This is a genomic window from Nitrospirillum viridazoti CBAmc (assembly GCF_000730165.1).
In the GTDB taxonomy this organism is placed as follows: Bacteria; Pseudomonadota; Alphaproteobacteria; order Azospirillales; family Azospirillaceae; genus Nitrospirillum; species Nitrospirillum viridazoti.
This window is the reverse complement of record NZ_CP022112.1, coordinates 1,229,568-1,255,541: the sequence shown is the minus strand read 5'-3', so window position 1 is coordinate 1,255,541 and position 25,974 is coordinate 1,229,568. Positions and strand designations below refer to the sequence as shown.

The window sequence follows — 25,974 nt, the reverse complement described above, 5'->3', positions numbered from 1 at the left end:
ATAAATACTGACTTACTCGTCAGTCAGTATTGCCTCACCGCAGCGGATATGAGAAGGTTCCTCCGTTCGCGACAACGCGTCACTAAGACGCGGCCGCAACAGGGAGGCACACATGAACCGCTTAGCTTACGCGGCGTCGCTGGTGGCGCTGCTTGCCGGCGCGTCGGCAGCCGTCGCGCAGACCACGCCGGTGCCGGCCGCACAGGATTCAGACCAGAAGCGCGACAATTCCACCGGGCTTGAGGAAATCTTGGTGACGGCGACCCGCCGGGCCGAGCGTCTGCAGGACGTGCCGATCAGCATCACGGCCTTCTCGCAGGATGAACTGACCCAGAAGGGCATCGTCGGGGTGGAGGGCATCGCGCGGGAGACACCCGGCGTCGTGCTGGACCACCGCAGCGACAATAATCTCAGCGTCACCACCCGCGGCATTTCCGTAAACGGTTACGAGGCCGGGCTGCAAAGCACCACCACCGTCTATCTCGACGATCTGCCGCTGACGACCATCGGCAACTCCGTGACGCTGGACCCCAGCCTGTTCGACGTGGAACGCGTGGAATTCCTGCGCGGGCCGCAGGGCACGCTGTTCGGATCGGGCTCGCTGTCCGGCGCGCTCCGCATCCTGACCAAAAGCCCCGACCTGAACCGGGTGGACGCCTCCGTCCTGACCGACACGGGCTACACCCCGGACGCCGGTGCCGTCCGCCAGCGCTACAACGGCATGGTCAACGTACCGTTGGTGGATGACAAGCTGGGGGTGCGCGTCGTCGGCTTCTACCGGCACGAGGATGGTTACGTCGACAATGTCGGCACGGGCGTCAAGAACTCCAACACCCTGAAGGACTGGGGCGGGCGGGGGATCATCCTATGGAAACCGACGGATCGTCTCAGCATCCGGCTGATGGGCCTCTATGAGGACAGCCATCCCCAGGACGCGTCGCTGGTAACTCCTTCCCTGGGTGATCGCAAGCGATACACCACCATGCCCGACCTTTATACGTCGAAGTCGCAGCTCTATAACGCCACCATCGACTATCAGTTTGACTGGGCGCATCTGACCAGTTCCACCAGCTACGGCTACCAGGATGGGCTGTTCGACGTCGACTTGGCCGGCACGTTCGCCTTGGCCTTGCCTTTCAACCTTTTCGACCACGGCATCTGGAAAACAGTGGTCCAGGAAACGCGGCTGGTTTCGGAAAAGGGCGGCCGGTTCGATTGGACGGTGGGCACCTACTATCTGCATCGTGACCAGTACCTGGCCGCGCGCGAGGCATCGACCCCGGCCTATCTCGCCACGCACGGCATCACCGGCCTGCCCGCCGACGGCACTTTCTATTCCAATGTCAGCAACTCCAGTTCCTATGAACTGGCTGGCTTCGGTGAGCTGACCTACCATATCACCGACACGCTCTCGGCGATCGGTGGCCTGCGCTACGGCAAATACGCCACAACGGTCGATGTCGCCCCGGGGTTCAACTCGCTTTATTTCGCCTACGCCTTGGGCGGCATCCGGGCGCCGCTGGCCCTGACGCCGACGCCGGCGTCCAGCACCGCCTATCCCGACGCCGAAAAAGCGTCCTGGAAAGCAAGCTTGACTTATGAGCCGTCGCATGACCTGACGCTCTACGCCACCGTATCGACCGGCTACCGCACGCCCGTTTACAACGCGCGCGCGGGCAGTGTCAGCACGGTCAGTCCCACCGATCTGGTCATCCCAACGGGGGCGAGTTCGGACGACCTCACCAACTATGAAATCGGGTTGAAGGGGCGCTGGTGGGATGGGCGGCTGACCGCCAACCTGGCGGCCTATTACATCGACTGGCAGAATCTGCAGGTCCAGGCCAACCGCGTCTCTGACTCCGTGCAGTTCGCCACCAACATCGGCGCCGCGGAAAGCAAGGGGCTGGAGGCGGAGGTCACGCTGGAACCGGTACACGGGCTGGTCCTGGGCCTGAACGCCGCGGTGAACGATGCCAAGGTGACGGGGCTTTCCGCGCAGGAGGCGCAGATTTCCGGCGCCGTGAACGGGGCCAGCCTGGCCTCGCCACACCTGCAGGGATCGTTCTTCGGCACCTACGGCTACACCTTGTTCGGCACGATCCCCGGGTTCAGCGGTTTCCAGGTGCAGCACGTCGGGTCGTTCCCCGTCGGCTTTCCCAATACCCCCGGCACGCTGGGCAAGCCCAGCGCGCTCTATGACCACACCGATAGCTATACGCTGCTGAACCTGCAGACGGGTGCCACGTTCGGCAAGGTCACCGCCACGCTGTACGGCGAAAATCTCACCAACAGCCGCGCCATCACCTACGTGCATCCGGAGGCCTTCGTCTACAGCCGCTACGCCATCGTGCGGCCGCTGACGTTCGGCCTGCGGCTGGCGGCCGACCTATGAGGACGACGATGCGGAAAGCGCGAAGGGGACAAGGGCACCGCTGGCTGGCGGCGGCCTGCCTGGGGTTGGCCCTTATGTCCTGCGCCAAAACAGCGCCGGTCGGGCCGGCGGACACCCCGCCCCGGGCACACGTCAGCGGTGGCGACCTGCAGGGAGCCATGGTGCCGGGAACCAAGGTGGCAGCCTTCAAAGGCATTCCCTACGCCGAGCCGCCGGTGGGCGACCTGCGCTGGCGCCCGCCGGTTCCGGCCCGAGCTTGGACGGGGGTGCGCGACGCCCGCGATTTCGGCCACGCCTGCCTGCAACCGCCGCCGTCATCCACCGGCATCTATTCGGGCGGCATGGCCCCGGTCAGCGAGGACTGCCTTACCCTGAACGTCTGGACGCCCGCCGGGGCGGAACATTTGCCGGTCATGGTCTGGATCCACGGCGGCGCGCTGGTGGGGGGCAGCAGTTCCGAACCGCTGTATGACGGTGCCAACCTGGCGCGACGCGGCATCATCGTCGTTTCCATCAATTATCGCTTGGGTTTGCTGGGCTTCCTGGCGCATCCGGCGCTCAGTGCGGAATCGCCGCAGCACCTGTCGGGCAACTACGGGCTGTTGGACCAGATCGCGGCGCTGCGCTGGGTACGCGACAACATCGCGGCGTTCGGCGGCGATCCCGGCCGGGTCACCATCGCCGGGGAGTCGGCCGGCGGCCTCAGCGTCATCGCGCTGCTGGCCAGCCCGCCGGCCCGCGGCCTGTTCGCCGGCGCGATTTCGCAAAGCGGGTACATGCCCTCTTACCGGGCTCTGCATGAGGAAACCCTGGGCCTTCCATCGGCGGAGGCGGCGGGTGCGGCGTTGGCCACCGCGGTGGGCGCCACCGACGCTGCTGCGCTGCGCAAAGCCGACCTTGTCGCCTTGTTCAAGGCCGGCATGGCCCAAGGCTGGCAGCCGGAGCCGGTGATCGACGGCGTCACGCTGACGCGGCAGTTCGCGGACACCTTCGCCCGGGGAGAGCAGGCCAAGGTGCCCGTTCTGGCGGGCTTCAACGAGGGGGAGATCCGCTCGCTGCCCTTCCTGATGCCCAAGGCGCCCGACACCCCGGCGGCGTATGATGCCGACGTCCGCCGCCGCTTCGGTCCCCAGGCGCCCGCCTACCTGGCGGTCTATCCCGGGGCCGACCCACGGGCCGATGTGATGGCTTCCATCCGCGACGGGCTGTATGGGTGGGCCGCCCAGTATTTGGCGCGCCAACAGGCGGCGGCGGGACAGCCGGCCTATCTCTATTATTTCCGACACAGCACCCCGGCGGAGCGGGCGCGCGACCTAGCGGCCTTCCATGCCAGCGAGCTGCCCTACATCTTCGGCCAGGTCGGTCCGTCCGGGGCGCTGGGACCCAACTGGCCCCGGCCGCCGCTGACCGAAACGGAGGCCCGGCTCTCGGATGCCATGATGAACTACTGGGCCAGCTTCGTCCGGGATGGCGCGCCCACCGCCCCGGGGGAGGCGGCATGGCCCCGGTATATGGCAGCCCAGGCCGGCTATCTCGACATCGATGACCGTCCAGCCGCCCGGCGCGGCCTGCAGCCGGCCGCCTTCACCTACGCCGATACGCTGGTCGCCACCCGCCGCCAGCAGGGACGCGGCTGGCGGCTCGACATCGGCTTCTCGGCCTTTTAACCGTACCTGGGACAGACCAAGGCGGCCCGGGAAGGCCGCCTTGGTATCCAGGTCGGGAGTTTGGAATCGAATGAGCAACACTGATCAACCCACGCGCGCCCGTAACCACAAAGCCCGCGCCCGCGAGGCGTCGATCGAACGCATCCTGGACGCGGCGGAGCAGCTGTTCGCCGAATTCGGCTACCACGGCTTCACGCTGAAGGACGTGGCCGCCCGCGTCGGCGTCAGTTCCACGCTGATCCACTACCACTTCAACGGCAAGGACAGCATCTGCGAGGCGGTCTGGGCGCGCAAGGCGCCCATTTCCGCCCGTAACCGTCTGGAGTCCATGCGGCGCTATGCCGAGGAGGTGGGCGACGCCGTCACGGTCGAGGGGGCGTTGAGCGCCTGGATCGACGCCGACCTGAACGTGCAGATCGACGATGTGGAACAGTGGGCCACCTTCGGCAAGATCGCCGCGCAGGCCAACAGCGCTGCCGGCTGGGGCGCCGAGAAAATGACCAAATACTTCAATCCCGTCGTCCTGGCGCTGATCGACCTGCTGAAGAAGGCCATGCCGGACTGTGACGAGGAGACGATCTTCTGGGGCTATCACTTCGTGTCGGGCGCCATGACTCACAACATGGCCCGTACCGGCCGTCTGGACGAATTGTCCCACGGCCTTTGTTCTTCCAACGACTTCGTCTCCATCAAGAAGCACATGGCCAAGTTCATGGCCGCCGGCTTCCTGGCCATCTGCCAACAGAACAAGACACCCTAGCATGCCTGAACCGCCCACCCCGATGACCAGCTCTTCGCCCCTTGGGCCTCCACCCCTTGGGCCTTTGCCGGCCGGCGCGATGCAGCCGTATGCCCTGACCCTGGATCGCTTCATCGACCATGCGGCCAAGTGGCACGGCGCCACCGAGGTAGTGACGGCGGGCGGGCCCGGTACCCGCATCGGCTATGCGGCGCTGCGGGACCGCAGCCGGCGGCTGTCAGGCGCGTTCCAGGCGCTGGGCCTGGGCCTCGGGGATAATCTGGGCATCCTGGCCTGGAACAGCCAGGCGCATCTGGAATGCTGGTATGGCGCCGTCGGGGTCGGCATCGTGTGCCATACCCTCAATCCCCGCCTGGCACCCGCACACTTGGCCGGCATGATCCGGCAGGCAGCCAACCGCGTGCTGGTCGTCAGCCCGGATCTGACGGCGTTGGCCGGCGCGCTGGCGGCGGCCTGCCCGACGCTGGAGCATGTCGTCGTGCTGGACGAGCCGGGTGCCGAGGCGCGGGGCCCGCTTCCCGGCGTGCTGGACGACGGCCCTGTCCGCGTCTGGGGGTACGAGGACATGCTGGCGGGCCTGGGCCGGGATACCGCCTGGGGCGGCTTCGACGAGAACACCCCGGCGGGGCTGTGCTTCACCTCCGGCACCACGGGCGCGCCCAAGGGCGTTACCTACACGCACCGGTCCAACTACCTGCACACCGTCCACCAGCTGCAGGCGGACGCCAGCGGCCTCACCGCGCGCGACAGCGTTCTGGTCGCGGTGCCCATGTTCCATGCCAACGGCTGGGGTTTCCCGTTCTCCGGGCCGGCTGTGGGGGCCAAGCTGATCCTTCCCGGCCGTCACCAGGACGGCCCCAGCCTGGCGGCCATGATCAACGCGGAGGGCGTCACCGTCGCGGCTGGCGTGGCGACAGTTTGGCTGGGGCTGCTGGACCATCTGGACCGGACGGGCGAGGACACGCCTTCGCTGAAAAGGGTCATGCTGGGCGGCGCGTCGGTGCCGCAGGCGCTTATGGACCGGCTGGAAAGGCGCCTGGGCGTGGTCGTGCAGACCAGCTGGGGCATGACGGAACTGTCGCCCCTGGGCACCACCACGCCACCGGGCGCGCCGGTGCGGCTGGCCTCCCGTTCCGGCCGCCCGCCCATCGGTGTCGATTTACGGCTGACCGATGCCGACGGCGCGCCGCTGCCCGAGCAGCGGGGACGTGAGGGCCGGCTGCGGGTGCGGGGGGCCGCCGTGGTCGAACGCTATTTTGGGCAGGGCGAACCGGCCATCGACGCCGACGGCTGGTTCGACACCGGCGACCTGGCCGTCATCGACGCCGACGGCCAGGTCAGTATCACGGGCCGGGCCAAGGACCTGATCAAGTCGGGCGGGGAATGGATCAACCCTGTCGAGATCGAGGCCATCGTGGGCGCCTTGCCCGAGGTGGCGCAAGTGGCGGTGGTAGGCAGGGCCGATGCCAAGTGGGGCGAGCGTCCGGTCCTGGTGATCGAGCAGCGCCAGGGCGGATACATCAGCGACGAGGCGCTGCTGGCCGCGCTGCGGCCACGCATACCGTCCTGGTGGTTGCCCGACGCCATCGTGCGCGTCGGTGCCATGCCGCAGGCGGTGACGGGCAAGATCGACAAGGCGCGCCTGCGTGCCGACCACGGCTGAGCAAGGTGGGGATGCGGCACACGGGGAACAGAGGCGAAGGATTTGAGGGAGGAAGGAATGGCGACCACACGCCGGACGGTATTGGCGGGGCTGGCGGCGGCGACCGCCTTGAACGCGCTTCCCGCGCGCGCGGCCCGACGCCCGGCCATGCCGAAGGGCTTCCTGTGGGGGGCCGCGATCTCGGCCCACCAGAGCGAAGGCAACGACACCAATTCCGACAGCTGGCTGCTGGAGCACCTGCCGGAGACGGTCTACAAGGAGCCGTCGGGCGGCGCCTGCGACAGCTATCATCGATACGAGCAGGACTTCGCCATCGCCCGGGCGATCGGGCTGAACTGCTATCGCTTCGGCATCGAATGGGCCCGGATAGAGCCGGAGCCGGGCCATTTTTCCCAGGTCGAGCTGGACCACTACACGCGGGTACTGGCCGCCTGCCGGGCGCACGGGCTGTTGCCCATCGTGACGTACAACCACTTCACCGTGCCGTTGTGGTTCGCGACCCGCGGGGGATGGGAGGCACCGGACAGCCCCGACCTGTTCGCCCGCTTCTGCGAACGGGCCACGCGCGCGCTGGGCGGCCAAATCGGCATGGCCTCGCCCTTCAACGAGGCCAACATCCACCTGCTGGTGAAGGTCCTGCGGGGGGCGGCCACGCCCGAATACCGGGCCGCGCGCACCGCGATGATCGCCGCCGCGGCCCGTGCCACCCAGTCCCCACGGTTCTCTTCCATCCTGTTCGCCGACCCCGACCGCATCGACGCCCATCTGCTCGAGGCTCATGCCAAGGCCTACCAGGCCATCAAGGCGGGACCCGGCGATTTCCCCGTGGGCGTCACGCTGACCACGCAGGCGGTGGAAGCGGTGGGCGACGACAGCCTCGCCCCCACCGTCGAGGCGACGCTGTACGGTGGCTGGTGGGATGCGGTGAACGCCAGCGATTTCGTGGGCGTGCAGGCGTACACGCGCCTGCGGGTCGATGCCAAGGGCCTGACCGCCGCGCCGCCGGGGGCGGAGATGACGGCGGCGGGATATGAATATTACCCGCAGGCCCTGGGACAGGTGATCCGGCTGGCCGCGCGCAAGACCGCCAAGCCCATATTCGTCACCGAAAGCGGCATCGCCACGGATGACGACGCCCGCCGCGTCGCCTGGCTGGACGCCAGCGTCGCGGAGGTAGAGGCAAGCCTGCGCGCGGGTATCGACGTGCGCAGCTACATCTACTGGTCGTTGCTGGACAATTTCGAATGGACGCAAGGGTACGGCCAGCATTTCGGCCTGGTGGCCGTCGACCGCGACACCTTCGCGCGAACACCCAAGCCCAGTTCCCAGCACCTGGCGGACATCATCCGCGGAGGCTGAGACGGCCCAGCCCGCCACAGGATCCGAGAGTTGGCAGCGAACGATAAACCGGGAAAACGATAAAACGGGAGGCGTCATGGACGGGTTTTGGAAAGGCGCGGCGCTGGTCGCCGGCCTGTGGGTCGCGGCCGTGCCGGGCCGGGCGCAAACCGCCGGGCCAGCGGCGCCCGACTATAGCCAGGACGCCAACTGGCTCTGCCGTCCCGGCCGGGCCGACGCCTGCGCGCAGGACCAGACCGCGACCGTCATCACGGCGGATGGCCACATGACGCGCGAGACCTTCAGGCCGGCCAGCGATCCGCCGATCGACTGCTTCTACGTCTATCCCACCGTTTCGCTGGATCCGGGCGGCAACAGTGACCTGATGCCTGGGCCGGAGGAATTCACCGTCGTGGCCGGGCAATTCGCCCGGTATGCCGCCCGGTGCCGAACCTTCGCACCGATGTACCGGCAGGTGACCCTGACCTCACTGCATGCGCGCATGAACGGCACGGCCGGCCAGCCGCCGGACAGGGCGATGCCGTATGCCGACATCCTGGCGGCGTGGCGCCACTACATGGCGCACGATAACCAGGGGCGTGGTGTCGTGCTTATCGGGCATAGCCAGGGCTCCGTCGTGTTGACGCAGCTGATGCAGGAAGAGATCGACGGCAAGCCGGCGCAGGCGCGCCTGGTGTCGGCCATCCTGCTGGGCACCAACGTCGTGGTCCCCGATGGGGCCGACGTCGGCGGCACCTTCCAGCATATTCCGGCCTGTCACGCCGCCGACCAGACGGGCTGTGTCATCGCCTACGTTTCCTTCCGGGATTCGGCGCCGCCGCCGCCGGGCGGCCTGTTCGGCCGCGCCCTGGACCCTTTGTCCCAGAAGATTTTCACCAATTCCCACGCGCTCTGCACCAATCCGGCTGACCTGGCGGGAGGGGCAGGATCCCTGCACAGCTATTTCGCGGCGGATTTCGGGGCCTGGGCGCCGGCCGGCTTTTCCTGGACCAGGACACCCCGAACGATCGATACCCCCTTCGTCACCACCCCCGGCCTGTTGACCGCCCGGTGCGTCAGCAACGGGGACCACACCTACCTGGCCATCCACGTCAACGCGGGCACGGACGATGCCCGGACACGGGATATCCCCGGCGATGTGATCGTGGACGGGCGCTTGTTTCCCGACTGGGGGCTGCATCGCATCGACATGCACGAGGCGATCGGCGACTTGGTCGACATCATAGGCCGCCAAGGCGCGGCCTATGCCGCCGGGCGCCGCTAGAATGGATAAGAAAATAGAGGGGGAGGGGACGATGACCGGCAAGGTGCCCGCGCCTGGCGCGTCCATCGTCCCCGCGCCTGGCGCGTCCATCGTCAAGGTCGCCGTCACCGCTGCGGCCGCCGCGGCCATCGAGTGGTACGACTTCTTCATCTACGGAACGGCGGCGGCCCTGGTGTTTCCGGCGCAGTTCTTTCCCATCGACCTGCCCCCGCTCGTGGCGCAGATCGCGGCGTTCAGCACCTTCGCCGTGGGGTTCATCGTGCGGCCCCTGGGCGGCGTCGTGTTCGGCCATCTGGGGGACGTTTTCGGCCGCAAACGCGCGCTTTCGGGCGCCCTGCTGCTGATGGGGCTTGCGACCACCGGCATCGGCCTGTTGCCGGGCTATGCCCAGGTCGGCGTGGCCGCCCCCCTGGCGCTGGTGGCCCTGCGGTTCGCACAGGGCCTGGCGGTGGGCGGGCAGTGGGGCGGCGCCGCGCTCATGGCGATCGAGAGCGCACCCAGCGGACGGCGCGGGTTCTATGGCAGTTTCGTCCAGATCGGCGTACCTGTGGGCCTGGTGCTGGCGAACGTCGTCTTCCTGCTGGTCGGCCAGGGCTTGGCACCCCAGGCCTTCCTGGCGTGGGGGTGGCGCCTGCCGTTCCTGCTCAGCGTCGTGCTGGTTCTGATCGGCGGTTATGTCCGGCGTCACCTGGAGGAACCCGGGGAGTTCGAGACCGTTGGGGCCACTGTGGCGGGCGCCGTCCAGGGACCGCCCCTGGCCAGGGTCCTGCGTGACCACCTTGGGGATGTGCTGCTGGCGGGGGGCGCCTTCGTCGCCAACAACACCTGCTTCTACATGGCGATCACCTATGTCGTCGCCTACGGTACCGCGACCCTGGGCATCGCGAAGGAGACATTGCTGGCCGCCGTGATGCTGGCCAGCGCGCTCATGCTGCCGGTCCTCATCATCTGCGGGGCTGTTTCCGACAAATTCGGCCGCCGGGGCATATTCATGGTCGGCGCCGTGCTGGCCGGTCTCTGGGCCTTCGCCCTGTTTCCCCTGATTGAAACGGCATCGCCCGTCCTTATCACCTTGGCGATCACGGTGGAGATGCTGTTCCTCAGCCTGATGTACGGGCCGCAGGCCGCCCTGTTCGCGGAACTGTTTCCCGTCGAGGTGCGCTATTCCGGCGCGTCGCTCGGTTATCAGGTCGGTTCCGTCGTCGGTGGCGGCTTCGCCCCCATCATCGCCACGGCGCTGTTCGCGCGCTTCCAGTCAACGGTACCCATATCGGTCTACCTGGGCGCGATGTGCGCCGTTTCCTTCCTCAGCGTCCTTGCCCTCGGTCGCCGGGCGAGGGGCCGCCGGGCGAGGGCGCGCGCTACGGTTGGGTAGGCCCAGGGCCCGGCGGGGGACGGCCCCCCTCTTCGACAAGCCAGTCGACGAAACCGGTCAGCAGGTTGGCGGCGTCGGCCTGGCGCGGGACGACGGCGACATAGCCCAGGCGCGGAACTTGGATCTGCGGCAGTGGCGTCATCAGCCGTCCCCCGGCGATATCGATCTCCAGCATGGGCAGCGGGCCGATCCCGATGCCCAGCCCGTCTTCCACTGCCTGGCGCGTCACGAAGAAGTGATCGAACACCTGGCGCGGAAGCCCGGCGAGGTGGTGCAGGTCCGCCGCTTCCAGCCAGTCGGCCCAGTCGCCGCCGCGTGTCTCGGTCGCCAGCAGGGTGTGCCCCTCGATGTCGGCGGGCCGCAGGATGGGCCGGCGGGCGAACAACGCCGGGCTCATGATCAGCGTGTCGATGTCATCCAGCACCGGAACGACGCGGTGCTGCGGCCACGCGTGCTCCCGCGCGGTGCTCCGCCGGATCGCCACGTCCACACCCCCGCGCAACGCCTCAAGCACCGTTGAGACGGTGGTGACCACGACCTCCACATGCGGATGGTCCGCATGATAGCGGCCGAGGCGCGGGATCAGCCATCGCATCGCGAAGCTGGTTGGCGCGCTGACACGCAGGATGCGGCGCGCGCCCGGCCGGCCGCAGGCCTCCGCGGCGACAGCCAGGCGGTCGAGGGAAAGGCCGACTTCCGCCGCGAATATGCCCGCCATGGGCGTCGCCACCATGCGGCGGCCTTCCTTGGTGAACAGCCTCTGGCCCAGCCAGCCTTCCAGGGCGGCGATGTGCCGGCTCACCGCGCCATGGGTTACGCCAAGCTCCGCCGCCGCCTCGGCGTAACTGCCCGTGCGGGCGGCGACCTCGAAGACGCGCAGCGCGTTCAGGGGGGGCAGGCGGCGCATGGAATCCCGTGATTAAAGCTGACGCATATCGTGATCAATGACAGGCTAGTTGAAAATTTATCGCCTATCTACCATCCCGCCATGGCATCCTCGACCGGCCTTTCCGCGACGGTGGGCGACCCCAGCCCCCCAGCGACGACGAAATTGCGCAGCCTGTTGGCCGCGTGCCTCGCCCATGCGCTCCATGACGGCTATACCGACGGGCTCTATGCGTTCCTACCGGTGTGGCAGGCGCAATTCGGTCTTTCCTACGCGGCGCTCGCCCTCATCCGCGCGCTTTATTCGGGAACGATGGGTGGGCTGCAACTGCCGGCCGACCGGCTTCTGCGCGGGGTCTCCGCGCGGTCGGCGCTGATCCTGTCGACCCTCATCGCATCAACGGGACTGCTGGTCGTGGCGTTGCCGTTCGGCTTCGCCGGCCTTTGCGTCGGTCTTATCGTGGCCGGCGCCGGGTCCAGCATCCAGCATCCACGCGGCTCGATGCTCGTCGCCGACAGTTACGGCAGGGCGTCGCGCCGCCCGCTCGGCATCTACAATTTTTCGGGCGACCTCGGAAAGGCCTTGCTGCCGGCGCTCGTCGCGGTCCTGCTGCCCGTCCTCGCCTGGCGGGCGGTGCTGGGCCTGATGGTGGTGCTTGGCGTCGTCGTCGCGATCGCCCTGACATCGCTGGCGCGGGGGGCGACCGCCCTGGGAAAGGCCGCGCCAGTTGGCCATTCCGGCCGTCGTGGCCGCGGCGGCTTCGGGATTCTCACGGCGATAGGCGGGCTCGATACGGCCACCCGCATGGGCTATTTACTGTTTCTGCCCTTCCTCATCCACGGACAGGGCGGGGGTTCGCCCACCGTGGGGTTGGCCCTTGGCCTGCTGTTCATCGGCGGCGCGTTCGGGAAGGCGACGTGCGGCTGGCTGGGGGAACGGCTGGGTGTGGTCGGAACCGTCATTGTGACCGAGGCCGCGACCGCCGTGCTGATCATGGCGACGCTGTTCACACCCCTGACGCAGACGCTGATCTTGCTTCCGCTGCTCGGCGTCGTTCTCAACGGCACCTCTTCGGTGCTTTACGGCACCGTGCCTGAGCTTTCGGGCGCCGATACGGGCCGCGCCTTCGCCGTCTTTTACACCAGCGTGATCGGCTCCGGCGGCGTCGCACCTATCCTTTACGGCGCGATCGCCGACCACAGCAGCCAGACCGTCGGCGTGCTGGCCTCCGCCGCGACCGCCGCCCTGATTGTCCCGCTTGTTCTGGCGTTGCGCCCCCACCTGTGCGGCACCGCCGCGTGAAACAGGGCCGCGTGAAATAGGGCCAGGTGAAATAGAAAGGTTGATCCAATGAATACTGTCTCTGATGCGCCGCTGATGCTGATAACGGGGGGAAGTCGCGGCATCGGCGCGGCGACGGCCCGGCTCGCGGCCACGCAAGGCTATGACGTGGCGATCAGCTTCCTGTCCGACGAGGCCGCCGCCCAGGCGGTGGCGGCGGATGTGGAGGCGGCCGGGCGCCGGGCTCTGCCCGTGCGCGCCGATAGTGCCGATCCGGCGCAGGTCGCCGACCTGTTCGCCGCGATCGACCAAGTGTTCGGGCGGATCGATGTCTTGGTCAACAACGCCGCCATGCTGGCGCGGCAATCCCGGCTGGAGGATTTGGCGTTCGAGCGGATGCGGCGCATCTTCCTGGTCAACGCGATTGGCCCCATCCTGTGCGCGCAACAGGCGGTGAAGCGCATGGCCTATCGCCACAACGGGCGGGGCGGCGCCGTGATCAACATCTCGTCGGCGTCGGCCCGGCTTGGCAGCCCCAACGAATATGTCGATTACGCCGCGTCCAAGGGCGCCGTCGAGACGTTCACCATCGGCTTCGCGAAAGAGGTGGCGCGGGAGGGGATCCGCGTCAATTGCATTCGCCCCGGTCACATCTATACCGACATGCATGCCAGCGGTGGCGAGCCGGGCCGGGTTGATCGTGTCAAGGACACCATCCCCATGGGAAGGGGCGGCCAACCGGAGGAGGTCGCCCGCGCGATCCTGTGGTTGGCCAGCGCCGAGGCGTCCTTCATCACCGGCACCTTCCTCGATGTGACCGGCGGTAAATGAGCGGCGGGGCTTGCGTGATTCCCGCGCCGGCTGCCGTCACGGCAGAGGCCGTAAAAGCGCCGTCAGGCGGTCGGGCGTGCCGGTGACGCGTTCCAGGCGGGGATAGCGCAAGGTCCCATGATAGTCGACGGCGGCGGTATGGTCCGCCCCGTCGCTGTCGAAGCGCAGCTCGACCGGACGGGTGGCCGCTTGCCGTACCGCCTCGATCAGCCTGTCGCTGCTGAAGGGTTGGCCGTTGACCGCGGTGAGGCGGCTGCCGACGGTCAGGCCGGCGCGGAAGGCCGGGCCGTTCCAGGCGACGGCGCGGGCCTGGCCCTTGGCGTCCACCACCAAGCCGATGGAGTAGCTGAGGTCGATACCACCGCCGTCCGTCTCCGTCTGCCGGAAATAGTCGGTGGGTGTGTCGGTGAAGACCAGGCGATAGCCGCCCCGCGTCAGGCCATCCAACAGTCCGGTGTCGTCGTGCGCGTCCAGCCGCCGGCGCAGGAAGGCGGCCCAGTCGAAGGGCAATACGCTGTTGAGGGCGGCGCAGACGTCGTCGAAGCCATAGGTGCGGATCACCCGGTCCCCGGCCGGGCCGCCGAACAGGGCGCGCGCCACGTCGTCCAGGCCGCGCTTGCCGCCCGTGCGCTCGCGGATGAGGCTGTCGGCATCCAGCCACAGCAGCACGCCCTCGCCATAATAATCCTCCCGCCGTTGCCAATCGCGCCACACCATGGGCCGGCCGATGGCGATGGACGGGTCGTTGGCGCTGTCCTGCAGCGACTTCCACGCCCGGCCGACACGGGATTGGGCGACGGCGGCATCGATCGCCAGGGCATCCAGCGTCTGCGCCGCCGTCCTCAGGCCGGCGCGTGCCGCCAGCACACGGCCCCAAAACTCCGTCTGCCCCTCATAGACCCAAAGCAGGCTGCCATCGACCGGCTGGTTGTAGGTCGGGGCCCACAGGCCGGCCGGCTGGCGGTAGCGGCCGTTCCAGGAATGGACGAACTCGTGCGCGAATAGGTCCTGGTAGACGGCATAGCCGTCGGCGGCCTGGAAGAAGTCCGGCGGCACCGCGTTCTCGCTGGACTCCATGTGCTCGAACCCGCCGGGGCCCGGCAGTTGGTCGTTAAGCGCCACGATCAGGGCGTAGCGGCGGTAGTGCGCTGACCCCAGCAGGCGGTGGGTCTGCGATACCATGCGGGCAAGGCCCGCGATCTGCGTCGGCGTGGTCTCCAGATCCTCGGCTTTTTCCGCCAGCAGCGCCAGGGTCACCGGCGCCGCCTTGTCTTGTGACAGCGGAACCTCGCGGACATGGCGGCCGGCATAAACCGGGGAATCGACCAGATCCTCCAGCGTCTCAGTCGCGAAGCTCAGCATTCCCCCGGCGCCGGAAGTGGGCGCCAGGGTGGTGGCCGGGGTCATGCCGGTGGGCAGGCGCAGGCTGGCCGCCACGGGTATGTCGCGGGTGAACCAGCCGGCCGGGTACAGCAACAGGGTCTGCCAGGCGATGGTGACCATGCCGGGCGTCATGCGCATGGGCCCCTGGCGCGGGCCGGTGGGGGACAGGAACTGGAAGTCGGCCTCGACGGCGGTGACGCCCGCCGGCACCTCCACCTCGAAGGCGTAGGGGTTCAGCGGGTCGCGACGCCAGGCCAGGGGCTGGCCGCCCGCATGCAGCGTCAGGCCCGCCAGCGCCGCGATGGAGGCGGTGGCGGCGTGGCTGCCCGTCTCATATTCCGGGTACAGCAGGACCATGCGGCCGGCCTGCTGCACCGGGATGGTTTCATGGACGGTGAAGACCCTGTGCACGGTATCCGTCGCGTCCACCTCCAGCCGGATGGCGCCGTTGAAGGGCCTGTCCTGGGGTGCCGGGACGAATGGCGCCGACGTCACCGGCTGGGGGCCGGCACCGGGTTGCGCCGAGGCGGAACCCGCCACCAGGAGAAGGGCGACGGCGGCAGAACCTAAGGTCTTCAACGCGGGATCCTTCTTTGCCTGTCAGGCGGGCTTTATAGACACCACGCCTACCTCTAGCGCAACCGGGTGGCGCGCGCCGGGGAATAGCGGCGTCAGGGTTTGGACCCAGCCCGCGCGGTGATCTCCGCCAACCCCCTCACGCACATTCCCAAGCCCGGCCTGCTGCCATGACCATAATATTCACACACGTGAGAGTGAATGTTGACATGGAGGTGCGCCTGCCTCATGGTGACGCCCATACGCCGACGTTCGATCGGCGACGCACGGGAGGATTAACACGTCATGAGAGCCAAGCTGCTCGTGTCCGCGTGCGCGGCCACGTTACTCACGTCCACGGTTTCGGCCCGGGCGCAGGATACCGCGTCAACGGCGCCCAAGGCGTCCGCCTCCGACGCCCTGCAGGAAATTGTCGTCACCGCCACCCGCCGGCCCGAGCGTCTGCAGGACGTGCCGCTGAGCGTCACCGCGTTCTCGCAGGAGGAACTGACCAAGCAGGGCATCGTCGGTTATGAGGGGCTGGCGCGCGAGACGCCGGGCGTGGTGCTGAACAAGCCCACCGCCAACTTCAACAATTTCACGGCCCGCGGCATCGCCACCAATGGCTATGGCGCCAACCTGCAAAGCAGCGTCGCCGTCTACATCGACGAACTGCCCATCTCCACCACCGGCAACACCACCGTTCTGGATCCCAACCTGTTCGACGTGGAACGCGTGGAGTTCTTGCGCGGTCCGCAGGGGACGCTGTTCGGGTCGGGCTCGCTGTCGGGCGCCCTGCGCATCCTGCTCAAGAGCCCCGACGTGACCCAATATGACAGCAGCGCCCTGGCCGATGTCGCCCTGACCGGATCGGACTCCTGGCGCCAGCGCTATGACGCCATGGTCAACGTGCCGCTGGTGGAGGACAAGCTGGCGCTGCGCATGGTGGGCTTCTACCGCCATGAGGAGGGTTGGGTCGACAACCTGGGCACCGGCGTGCACAACGCCAACACGCTGATCGACACCGGCGGCCGCATGAGCCTGTTGCTCAAGGGGTCGGACCGCCTGCAGATCAAGCTGCTGGCCTCGTATGAGGACAGCAACCCGCATGACAGCGCCCTGGTCGATCCCCGGCTGGGCAAGTACAAGCGCAACTCCAACGAGCCGGACCTGTTCACCGGCAAGCTGGGCACCGTCAACGGCACCATCGACTATCAGTTCGACGGCGCGCACTTCACCAGTTCGACGACCTGGTCGGAATTCGACCAGCAGTTCTTCGTGGACCTGGCCGGCACCTTCGCCGGCGCCATTCCCTTCGGCCTGGATGCGTCCGCCTTCCAGAACACCTTCGTGGAGGAGGCGCGGCTGTCGTCCGATCCCGGCGGCAAATGGGATTGGACCATCGGCACCTTCTATTTGGATCGCCGGCTGGACATCAACTACCTCTACCGCTCGGACATCGCCTACCTGAAGGCGCACAACATCACCGGCGTGCCGGATCAGTATTACCAACGCCTTTACACCTACACGAACTCGCATGAGCTGGCGGGTTTTGGTGAGCTGACCTACCACGTCACGGACGACTTCTGGCTGACCGGCGGCCTGCGCTATGGCGGCCTGGATGCCCAGGCGTTCACCACGGGCGGCTACAACTCCAATTATCTGACGAACGCCTTGCTGGGCAGGTCGGGACCCTTGACCATCACCTCGACGCCGCCGGCCACCGGCACGAAGGCGGAGGGCAGCCAGCCGTCCTACAAGGTCAGCGCGTCGTTCAAGCCCATCCCGGAACTGACGACCTACGCGACCATCGCCACCGGCTTCCGCGCCCCCGTGGTCAACGCCTATGCCGGGCGGCCCAGCACGGTCAACGCCAACGACCTGATCATTCCCAACGGCGCGGATTCCGACGACCTGACCAACTATGAGATCGGCGCCAAGGGTCGGTGGTTTGACGGCCGGCTGTCGGCGAACCTGGCGCTCTACCTGATCGACTGGAGCAACATCCAGGTCCAGGCCAACCGCGTGTCGGACTCGGTGCAGTTCGCCACCAACATCGGCGCGGCACAAAGCAAGGGCATCGAGTTCGAGATCGCCGCCGTGCCCGTCACCGGCCTCACCATCGGCCTGAACGGTTCGTTCAATGACGCCCGGGTGACGAAGCTCAGCGCGGCCGAGGCGGCGATTTCCGGCGCCGTGCTGGGCGCCAGCCTGTCGTCACCGCATTTCCAGGGATCCGCCTACGCCCAGTACGCCTTCGATGTGACGCCGGACATGATGGGCAACGTCGCCATCAATTTCCAGCATGTGGGGTCCTTTCCCAGCGAGTTCCCGCGGGTGCCGGGACAGCCGCAGACCATCAACCCCACCTTCGGCTACACCGACAGCTATAACAATGTGAACATGAGCTTCAGCGTGGCGCGCGACAAATGGACGGCCACGGCTTATGTCGAGAACCTCTTCGACGACGCCTCCATCACCTACATCCATCCCGAGGCGTTCCTGGCCAGCCGCTATGGCACCATGCGGCCGCGCACCGTCGGCATCCGGCTGACCTATGGGATTTGAGGTGATGGCGGTGCCCGAGACGCTTGCGCCGCCGGCGGCCGACGCCGGCACCACCTCCCCGGTCGCGCCGTCCGCGCGGCCGGGGGCACGCGCCTGGTTCGTGCTGGGCATGCTCTGCTTCGTCTATGTCCTGAATTTCCTGGATCGGCAGTTGCTGTCCATCCTGGCCAAGCCCATCCAGGATGACCTGAAGGTCACCGACGGCCAGTTGGGCCTGATCAGCGGGCTCTACTTCGCTCTGTTCTATTGCTTCATCTCCATCCCCGTGGCCTGGCTGGCCGACCGAACTAACCGGGTGCGGGTGCTGTCCATCGCCTGCGCGTTGTGGAGTGCGGCCACGGTGGCCTGCGGCATGGCCTCGACCTATCCGCAGCTGGTGCTGGCGCGCATGACCGTGGGGGTGGGGGAGGCGGGCGGCGTGCCGCCCTCCTACGCCATCATCTCCGACTATTTCGGCCCGGGCCGGCGCGGCACGGCGCTGGGGTTGTACAACTTCGGCCCGCCGCTGGGCCAGGCCCTGGGGGTGGCCTTCGGGGCCGCCATCGCCGCCGCCTATAACTGGCGCAGCGCCTTCCAACTGCTGGGCGCCGTCGGTGTCGTCACGGCGCTGGCCGTGTACCTGCTGGTGCGCGAACCACGCCGAGGGGGGCTGGACGTCGTCGGCCCGGTGGCGTCGGTGCCGGCCGGCCCGGTCACGCCATCGGCGAAGGCCGGGTTCTGGGAAACGGTGCGAATGTTCTTCACCCGCCCGGCGCTGCTGCTGGTGGCGCTGGCGACCGGCGCCACCCAGTTCGTCACCTATGCCCTGCTGAACTTCACCACCTTGTTCCTGATGCGGGAAAAGGGCATGGCCCTGGGCCAGGTGGCGATCTACTACGCCCTGTTGATCGGCATCGGCGTCAGCGCCGGCATGTACGTCTCCGGCCGGTTGATCGACCGGTTCGCCGCCCGGGCCAGGCACAGCTACGCGCTGGTGCCGGCAGTGGCCCTGTGCGCGGCGGTGCCCTTCTTCGTCGGCTTCATCTGGGCGCCGTCCTGGCCCCTGGCGCTGCTGTTCCTGGCCGGCCCAACCTTCTTCAACTACTTCTACCTGTCGCCGGCCGTCGCCCTGGTGCAGGAGGAGGTGCGGCCCGACCAGCGCGTGTTGTCCGGCGCCTTGCTGCTGCTGGTCATGAACCTGATCGGCCTGGGCTTTGGTCCCACCTATCTGGGCGCGGTCAGCGACCTGTTTCACGCCACACACCCCCACCACTCGCTGCAACTCGCCTTCTACACGCTCGTCCCCTTCTATGGCCTGGCCGTCCTGCTGTTCCTGGCCCTGGCGCGGGTGTTGCGGAAGGAAGGGGCCCGGACTGGAGATCGATGATGCGTCCGCTTCTGCGCATGGGCGTCTGCGCCGCCGTGCTGCTTCTCGCCCACGCCACTTCCGCCAGCGCCGCCCCGGGTGGGCCCGTCGTCAACGCCCCGGTGGGCTTGGTCGAAGGTCAGGTCGTGGGCGACCTGGCCGTGTTCAAGGGCATACCCTACGCCCAGCCCCCGGTCGGGCCGCTGCGGTGGAAGCCGCCGGTGCCGGTCCCGTCCTGGACGGGCGTGCGACCGGCCCATGATTTCGGCGCCGCCTGCGTACAGCCGCCGCCCCGCCCCGGCAGCCTTTATGCCGACCCGCCGGCGAAAATGGGCGAGGACTGCCTGTCGCTGAAAGTCTGGGCGCCGAAGGCGGCGAAAAGGGCGCCGGTGCTGGTGTGGATCCACGGGGGCGCCCTGGTGGGCGGCGCCAGCAGCGAGGGGCTGTACGACGGCACCCGCCTGGCGGAACACGGCGTGATCGTCGTTTCCATCAACTATCGCTTGGGCGTCCTGGGCTACCTGGCCCATCCGGATCTGAGCGCTGAATCTCCGGACGGCGTTTCCGGTAACTACGGCCTGCTGGACCAGATCGAGGCCCTGCGCTGGGTCCAGCGCAACATCGGCGCCTTTGGTGGCGACCCCGCCAACGTGACCGTCGCCGGTGAATCCGCCGGCGCGCTCAGCGTCATGTACTTGATGGCGTCGCCACCGGCCCGCGACCTGTTCGCCAAGGCCATCGCGCAGAGCGCCTATATGATCTCCACCCCGACGCTGAAGGAGGCCCGCTACGGCGAACAGTCGGCGGAGGAGAATGGCAGGCGGCTGGCGGCGGCGGTCGGCGCCGCCGACGTCGCGGCGTTACGCGGCATGGACGCCGAAGCCTTGACCGTCGCGGCCGTCAAGGCCGGCTACGGTCCCTGGGGCAACATCGACGGCCACGTCCTGACCGGCCAGCTGGTCGATGTGTTCGACCAGGGGCGGCAGGCGCCCGTACCCCTGCTGGTCGGCTTCAACAGCGGAGAGATCCGGTCTCTGCGGTTCCTGGCGCCACCACCGCCGACCGACGCCGCGACCTATGAAACGGCCATCCGCCACCAGTACGGCGACCTGGCCGACGCCTACCTGGCGCTATATCCCGCCAGCGACATGGGCGAGAGCATCCTGGCCAACACCCGCGACGCGCTCTACGCCTGGACGTCAGAGCGCCTGGCGATCAAGCAGACGGCGCTGGGCCAGCCGGCGTTCCTCTATCTGTTCGACCACGGTTATCCCGAGGCGGACGCCAAGGGCCTGCACGGCTTCCACGCCTCGGAAATCCCCTACGTTTTCGGCACCGCCCACGGCACGCCGCCGTACTGGCCCAAGGTGGCGGACGCCCCGGCCGAAGCCCGCTTTTCGGATGCGATGATGGATTACTGGACCTCCTTTGCCCGCACCGGCACGCCCAGCGCGGCCGGCCAGCCGGCATGGCAACCCTACGACGGCGCCGCGGCCTACATGCATTTCGCCGCCACGCCGCAGCCGGAGACCCACCTGATGCCCGGCATGTACGCGCTGCACGAGGCGACGGTCTGCCGCCGCCACGCCGCCGGCACCCTGCCGTGGAACTGGAACACCGGCATCATGTCCCCGGTCCTTCCGGCCAAGACCGCGGGTTGCCCGTGATGTGGGGAGCGATGCAGGACTACGCCCTGACGCTGGACCAGTTCCTGCGCCACGCCGCCAAATGGCATCCCCGCGCCCAGGTCGTCACCGCCCGGGAGGGCGGCGGTGCCGACCGGATCGGTTATGCCGACCTGAAGACGCGCAGCCTGGCCGTGTCATCCGTGCTCGCGAGTTTCGGCATCACGGTCGGTGACTGTGTGGCCACGCTGGCCTGGAACACCCAGCGCCATGTCGAGGCGTGGTACGCCATCATGGGCATGGGCGCCGTCTGCCACACGCTGAACCCCCGCCTGACGGCGGAACAGCTGGCCGCCATGCTGACGCAGTCCGGTGCGCGGCTGCTGGTCGCCAGCGCCGACCTGTTGCCCCTGGCGCGCCAGATCCAGCAGGGCGTGCCGGGCCTGGAACGCCTCCTGGTCATCGATGGGGACGCCGAGGGGGCGGGCGGGCCATCCGACGGACCGCCAGTCTCGGTGCTGGAACCGCTCATCGCCGAGCCGCGGCATGACGTCACCTGGGGCGACTTCGCGGAGACGGCACCATCGGGCCTTTGCTTCACCTCCGGCACCACCGGCGCGCCGAAGGGGGTGATGTACACCCACCGCTCCAGCTTCCTGCACACCTTGCGGGTGCTGCAGACCGACGTCATGGCCATTTCCGGCAGCGACAGCGTGCTGGCGGTGGTGCCGATGTTCCACGCCAACGCCTGGGGCCTGCCTTTCGCGGCGCCGGCGGTGGGGGCGAAGCTGGTGCTGCCCGGCCGCCATGCCGACGGCGCCAGCCTGGCCCGGCTGATCCTGGCGGAAGGCGTGACCGTCGGCGTGGGCGTGCCCACCGTCTGGCTGGGCCTGGTGGAACATCTGGAGGCGGTGGGCGGCGAGTTGCCCACGCTGAAGCGCATCCTCATGGGCGGTTCTCCCCTGGCGCCCGCTCTCATGGACCGGATCGAGCGGCGCCTGGGGGTGGCTGTGCAGACCAGCTGGGGCATGACGGAGATGTCGCCCACCGGCACGGTGACGCCGGCGCACGACCCCGGGCGGTCGGCCACCCTGGCGGGCCGGCCCGCCGTGGGCGTGGACCTGCTGTTGACCGATGCCGAGGGCCGGCCGTTGCCGGAGCAGCGCGAGGTTGAAGGGCATCTGCGCGTCCGCGGCTCCGCCGTCATCGCCCGTTATTTCGGCCACGACGCGCCTGCCACCGATGCCGACGGCTGGTTCCCCACCGGCGACCTGGCGCGCATCGACGCCAATGGCAATCTCATGATCACCGGCCGGGCCAAGGATTTGATCAAGTCCGGCGGCGAATGGATCAACCCGGCGGAGATCGAGGCCATCGTCGGCGCGCTGCCGCAGGTGTCACTGGCCGCCGTCATCGGCCGGCCGGACCCCAAATGGGGCGAACGCCCCATTCTGCTGGTGGAAACCTGCGACGATATCAGCGATGGGGCGCTGCTGGCGTCCCTGCGGGGCCGGGTCGCGGCCTGGTGGATACCCGACGCGGTCATCCGCGTGGACAGCATGCCCCAGGCCTCGACCGGCAAGATCGACAAAATCCGGCTGCGTGCCCAATATGGAGGCTGATTGAAGGAACGGGTGGCGCGCGTGCCATCCGGGGCACACGTCAGGACGGAAGATTGCGTGGTGAGTGAACAGGTGAAACCGCGTCGGCGCTCGACCAAGGCCGAGCAGCGCGCCGAGATGATGGAGCAGATCCTCGATGAGGCCGAGTATCTTTTCTCCAAGCATGGGCTCTACGGCGTCACGTTGAAGGATGTGGCCAAGCGCGTCGGCGTGCATCATACGCTGTTGAACTATTACTTCGAAGACAAGAAGAAGTTGTTCGATGCGGTCTTTGCCCGTCGCGCGGAGGTCACCAGCACCCGACGCATGAAGGCGCTGGACGAATATGATGCGGCCACCGGCGGCAAGCCCACGGTGGAGGGCGCGCTGCACGCTTTCCTCGACACCGACCTGGACCTGTACATCAAGGGGGGCGATGGCTGGAAGAACTATGCCGCCCTGGGCGCGCAGGTGGCCAACACCCCGGAATGGGGGGCGGAGCTGATGGACCAGCACTTCGACCCTGTTGTGCTGCGCCTGATCGGTCTGTTGAAGAAGGCCCTGCCGGACAGTCCGGAGGAAGACATCTTCTGGGGCTATCACTTCGTCACCGGCGCCCTGTTGCTGACGCTGGCGCGCACGGGGCGCATCGACAAGCTGTCGGGGGGCTTGTGCAAGTCTGACGATTTCGCGGCGGTCAAGGCGCGCATGGCCTCGTTCATGGCCGCCGGCTTCCTGGAGGTCTGCAGGCAGCGGCGACAGGAGTCCTGAGGGCCTGGGCCGCGTTGAAGCAGACCGCCATCATTTTATTCACTCACCAGAGAGTTAGATGAAAATGCAAATATGGGAGAACGAAATGGCGAAGGGGGAACGCATGTCGCTGGAGGGGCGGGTCGCTATCATCACCGGGGCCGGTGGGGGCCTGGGGCGCGCCCATGCCCTGTACCTGGCGGGGCAGGGCGCGCGGGTGGTCGTGAATGACCTGGCACAGGCTGCCGCCGACGCGGTGGCGGCGGAGATTGCCGCGCAGGGGGGCCAAGCCATCGCCATCGCCGCGTCGGTGACGGACGAGGCGGGGGTGGCGGCCATGGTGGCGCGGGTCATGGATACCTGGGGCCGCGTCGACGTCCTGGTGAACAATGCCGGCATCCTGCGCGACAAGAGCTTCGCCAAGATGAACCTGGATGATTTCCGCCTGGTGGTGGATGTGCACCTGACCGGGGCGTTCATCTGCGCCAAGGCGGTGTGGGACATCATGCGGGAGCAGCGCTATGGCCGCATCGTCATGACCACGTCGTCATCCGGCCTCTATGGCAATTTCGGCCAGGCCAATTACGGTGCGGCCAAGATGGCGCTGGTGGGGCTGATGCAGACCCTGGCCATCGAGGGTGAGAAATACGGCATCCGGATCAATTGCCTGGCCCCGACGGCGGCGACGCAGATGACCCACGGCGTGCTGTCGGAGAACAGCCTGGATCTGCTGGCGCCCAGCCTGGTCAGCCCCGGCCTTCTGGCGCTGGCGGGTGAGGACGCGCCCACCCGCGCCATCCTCTGCGCGGGTGCCGGCCATTTCGCCACGGCCAGCGTCACCCTGACGGCTGGCCGCTATATCGGGGCGGGCGCTGGCGCGGGCGAGAAGGTGGTGGCCAATTGGGACGGCATCTCCGACCGCAGCGACGAGATCGTGCCGGCCTATGGTTTCACCCAGGCGGAACGGGAACTGGCCAACGCCGGCATGGGCGGCGACAGGGTGATGGCGGTGCCGCGCTAGGTGCCCATTCACGCCGGCAGGCCATTTCGGATGATGTCGGCGCCGATATTGAGGTGATCGGCCAACGGCCGATCATCGCGATAACGGCCGACGCAGGCGCGCACATGATCGTGGATGGCGGCGGTGCCGGGCGCGCGGTCCGCCGGATCAACCGCCAGGTCATGCGCCTCGGTCGCCGCCAGCAGTTCAATTCCCAGGATGTATTCAGTGTTGTCGATGACGGCCAGCAGTTTGGTGGCCGCCGCCGTGGGATGGGCCAGGTAATCCTCCTGCAGCGCGGAGTTGATGCCGCCGTCGAGGCTGGCGGGCGCGCACAGGCGGCGGTTGTCCGCCACCAGCGCTGACGCGGTGTACTGCGCGATCATGAAGCCGGTGGTGGCGCCGGGATCGCTGGCCAGGAAAGGGGGAAGGCCGCTGACCAGCGGATTGACCAGCCGGTCGGTATGACGTTCGGAGATGGCGCCGAGATGCGCGATGGCGATGGCCAACGAGTCCAGGGCGATGGCCAGCGCGGGGGCCACGGCGTGCGCCTCGGACTCGACGACCGGTGCCGCCGGCGTGCCGGAGACGATGGGGTTGTCCGTGACGGATTGCAGTTCCCGGTCGATCACGGCACAGGCGCCGTCGAAGGCGTCCCGGGCGGCACCATGCACATGCGGCACGGCCCGCAGGCTGAGCGCGTCCTGCAAACGGGTCCCCGCGGCGCGCTCCAGGCGGCGGCTGCCCGCCAGGTAATTCCGCAGGGCGGCGCCCGTGCGGTGCAGCCCATTCGACATCCGTACCTGCAGCACCTGGGCCTCATACGCCGACATCTGGGCGCCCAGCGCCTCCAGCGTCAGCGCCGCCACGGCGTCCGCCGCGGCCAGCAGCCGCTCAATCCGTGATAGCGCATAGCCGCCCAGGCCGGTGGCGCAGGGCGAGCCATTCACCAGGCTCAGCCCTTCCTTGGAATCGAGCACCAAGGGGGACATGCCGATGGTGTCCAGCGCCTCCCGCCCCGACAGGCGGCGGTCGCCCATATAGGCCGAGCCGGCGCCAATGAGGACCAGGCCGATATGGGCCATGTGGGTCAGATAGCCCACCGACCCGCGTGACGGCACTTCCGGTATGCAGCCCCGGGCCAGCAGTGTCAGTAGGCCTTGCACCAGGTCGGGCCGCACACCGGAGCGGCCATGCGCGAAATTGTTGATCTGGGCGGCGATGATGCCCCGCACGGCGGCCGTCTCCAGGGGCTGTCCCATGCCACAGGCATGGCTCATGACCAGGTTGCGGGACAGGTCGCGCTGTTTGGCGCGATCCACCACCGTGCTCACCAGCGCGCCGACCCCCGTGTTCACGCCATAAGCCCGGATGCCCTGCGCCACAATGGCCTCGACCACGGCATGGGCGTTCCCGATGCGGGCCCAGGCGTCCGGGGACAGCACCAGCTCGCTGCCCCGGGCGACGGCGCTGAGGTCGCGCCAGGTCAGGGGACCATTCAGCAGGACGGATGGCGTCATTGTTTGCTCCTCAGGTCCATAAGTCGCAAGATTCATGCGGCGGGCAGCGCGATCTGGCAATTATGTATAGACTAAATCGAAGCGGGAATGTATAGACAATATGCGTGAACAGGCGACATCGGCAACGGAACCGGGCCCAGCTGGGACAA

Annotated in this window: 18 protein-coding genes; 15 read left to right on the top strand and 3 right to left on the bottom strand. The window is 68.0% G+C overall.

The window, feature by feature from the left end:
• Positions 1–112 precede the first annotated feature (112 nt).
• The 7 genes from Y958_RS27045 (at position 113) to Y958_RS27015 (ending at position 10,480) form a co-directional block, all read left to right on the top strand.
• Entirely contained in the window at positions 113–2,392 is a 2,280-nt protein-coding gene (locus Y958_RS27045) for a TonB-dependent receptor (RefSeq protein ID WP_088874951.1), read from the top strand.
• Between the two features lie 8 nt (positions 2,393–2,400).
• Positions 2,401–4,059, top strand: coding sequence for a carboxylesterase/lipase family protein (locus tag Y958_RS27040; RefSeq protein WP_088874950.1), 1,659 nt, complete (start codon positions 2,401–2,403; stop codon positions 4,057–4,059).
• Positions 4,060–4,129: 70 nt separating this feature from the next.
• Positions 4,130–4,819 (top strand): TetR/AcrR family transcriptional regulator, encoded by a 690-nt coding sequence (locus tag Y958_RS27035; RefSeq protein WP_004273190.1) that lies wholly within the window; start codon positions 4,130–4,132, stop codon positions 4,817–4,819.
• 79 nt (positions 4,820–4,898) lie between these two features.
• A complete protein-coding gene (locus Y958_RS27030) occupies positions 4,899–6,482 on the top strand; it encodes an AMP-binding protein (protein ID WP_244909628.1) in 1,584 nt (527 codons plus the stop codon).
• Between the two features lie 57 nt (positions 6,483–6,539).
• Positions 6,540–7,841, top strand: coding sequence for a glycoside hydrolase family 1 protein (locus Y958_RS27025; protein ID WP_088874948.1), 1,302 nt, complete (start codon positions 6,540–6,542; stop codon positions 7,839–7,841).
• A gap of 76 nt (positions 7,842–7,917) precedes the next feature.
• Entirely contained in the window at positions 7,918–9,105 is a 1,188-nt protein-coding gene (locus tag Y958_RS27020) for a DUF3089 domain-containing protein (protein WP_088874947.1), read from the top strand.
• 1 nt (position 9,106) lies between these two features.
• Positions 9,107–10,480, top strand: a complete 1,374-nt coding sequence (locus Y958_RS27015) for an MFS transporter (protein ID WP_244909627.1) — start codon at positions 9,107–9,109, stop codon at positions 10,478–10,480.
• Here Y958_RS27015 and Y958_RS27010 read toward each other — a convergent pair.
• The gene (locus Y958_RS27010; protein WP_088874946.1) at positions 10,467–11,387 is read right to left on the bottom strand and encodes a LysR substrate-binding domain-containing protein; all 921 of its coding nucleotides are present in this window, start codon (positions 11,385–11,387) and stop codon (positions 10,467–10,469) included. The two genes, Y958_RS27015 and Y958_RS27010, sit on opposite strands and share 14 nt — an antisense overlap.
• 144 nt (positions 11,388–11,531) lie before the next feature.
• Here Y958_RS27010 and Y958_RS27005 point away from each other — a divergent pair, with 144 nt between their 5' ends.
• Positions 11,532–12,668: an MFS transporter gene (locus tag Y958_RS27005; protein ID WP_244909626.1), complete on the top strand. Its 1,137-nt coding sequence runs from the start codon at positions 11,532–11,534 to the stop codon at positions 12,666–12,668.
• A gap of 48 nt (positions 12,669–12,716) precedes the next feature.
• A complete protein-coding gene (locus tag Y958_RS27000) occupies positions 12,717–13,478 on the top strand; it encodes an SDR family oxidoreductase (RefSeq protein WP_088874944.1) in 762 nt (253 codons plus the stop codon).
• A 36-nt stretch (positions 13,479–13,514) separates the two neighbouring features.
• On the opposite strand, the gene Y958_RS26995 is transcribed toward Y958_RS27000, so the two are convergent.
• Positions 13,515–15,440, bottom strand: coding sequence for a M61 family metallopeptidase (locus tag Y958_RS26995; protein WP_088874943.1), 1,926 nt, complete (start codon positions 15,438–15,440; stop codon positions 13,515–13,517).
• Positions 15,441–15,722: 282 nt separating this feature from the next.
• Here Y958_RS26995 and Y958_RS26990 point away from each other — a divergent pair, with 282 nt between their 5' ends.
• The 6 genes from Y958_RS26990 (at position 15,723) to Y958_RS26965 (ending at position 24,326) form a co-directional block, all read left to right on the top strand.
• Positions 15,723–17,984, top strand: coding sequence for a TonB-dependent receptor (locus tag Y958_RS26990; RefSeq protein WP_088874942.1), 2,262 nt, complete (start codon positions 15,723–15,725; stop codon positions 17,982–17,984).
• Positions 17,985–17,994: 10 nt separating this feature from the next.
• Positions 17,995–19,350 (top strand): spinster family MFS transporter, encoded by a 1,356-nt coding sequence (locus tag Y958_RS26985; RefSeq protein WP_244909625.1) that lies wholly within the window; start codon positions 17,995–17,997, stop codon positions 19,348–19,350.
• On the top strand, positions 19,347–20,996 hold the full coding sequence (locus tag Y958_RS26980; RefSeq protein WP_244909624.1) for a carboxylesterase/lipase family protein: 1,650 nt from the start codon (positions 19,347–19,349) through the stop codon (positions 20,994–20,996). Before Y958_RS26985 ends, Y958_RS26980 begins: the two co-directional genes overlap by 4 nt.
• Before the next feature lie 11 nt (positions 20,997–21,007).
• A complete protein-coding gene (locus Y958_RS26975; RefSeq protein WP_088874941.1) occupies positions 21,008–22,576 on the top strand; it encodes an AMP-binding protein in 1,569 nt (522 codons plus the stop codon).
• A gap of 72 nt (positions 22,577–22,648) precedes the next feature.
• On the top strand, positions 22,649–23,326 hold the full coding sequence (locus Y958_RS26970) for a TetR/AcrR family transcriptional regulator (RefSeq protein ID WP_198924870.1): 678 nt from the start codon (positions 22,649–22,651) through the stop codon (positions 23,324–23,326).
• Between the two features lie 85 nt (positions 23,327–23,411).
• Entirely contained in the window at positions 23,412–24,326 is a 915-nt protein-coding gene (locus tag Y958_RS26965; RefSeq protein WP_244909623.1) for an SDR family NAD(P)-dependent oxidoreductase, read from the top strand.
• Positions 24,327–24,334: 8 nt separating this feature from the next.
• On the opposite strand, the gene Y958_RS26960 is transcribed toward Y958_RS26965, so the two are convergent.
• Positions 24,335–25,825 carry an HAL/PAL/TAL family ammonia-lyase gene (locus Y958_RS26960; protein WP_088874940.1) on the bottom strand — a complete coding sequence of 497 codons (1,491 nt, stop codon included), beginning with the start codon at positions 25,823–25,825 and terminating at the stop codon, positions 24,335–24,337.
• Positions 25,826–25,974 lie beyond the last annotated feature (149 nt).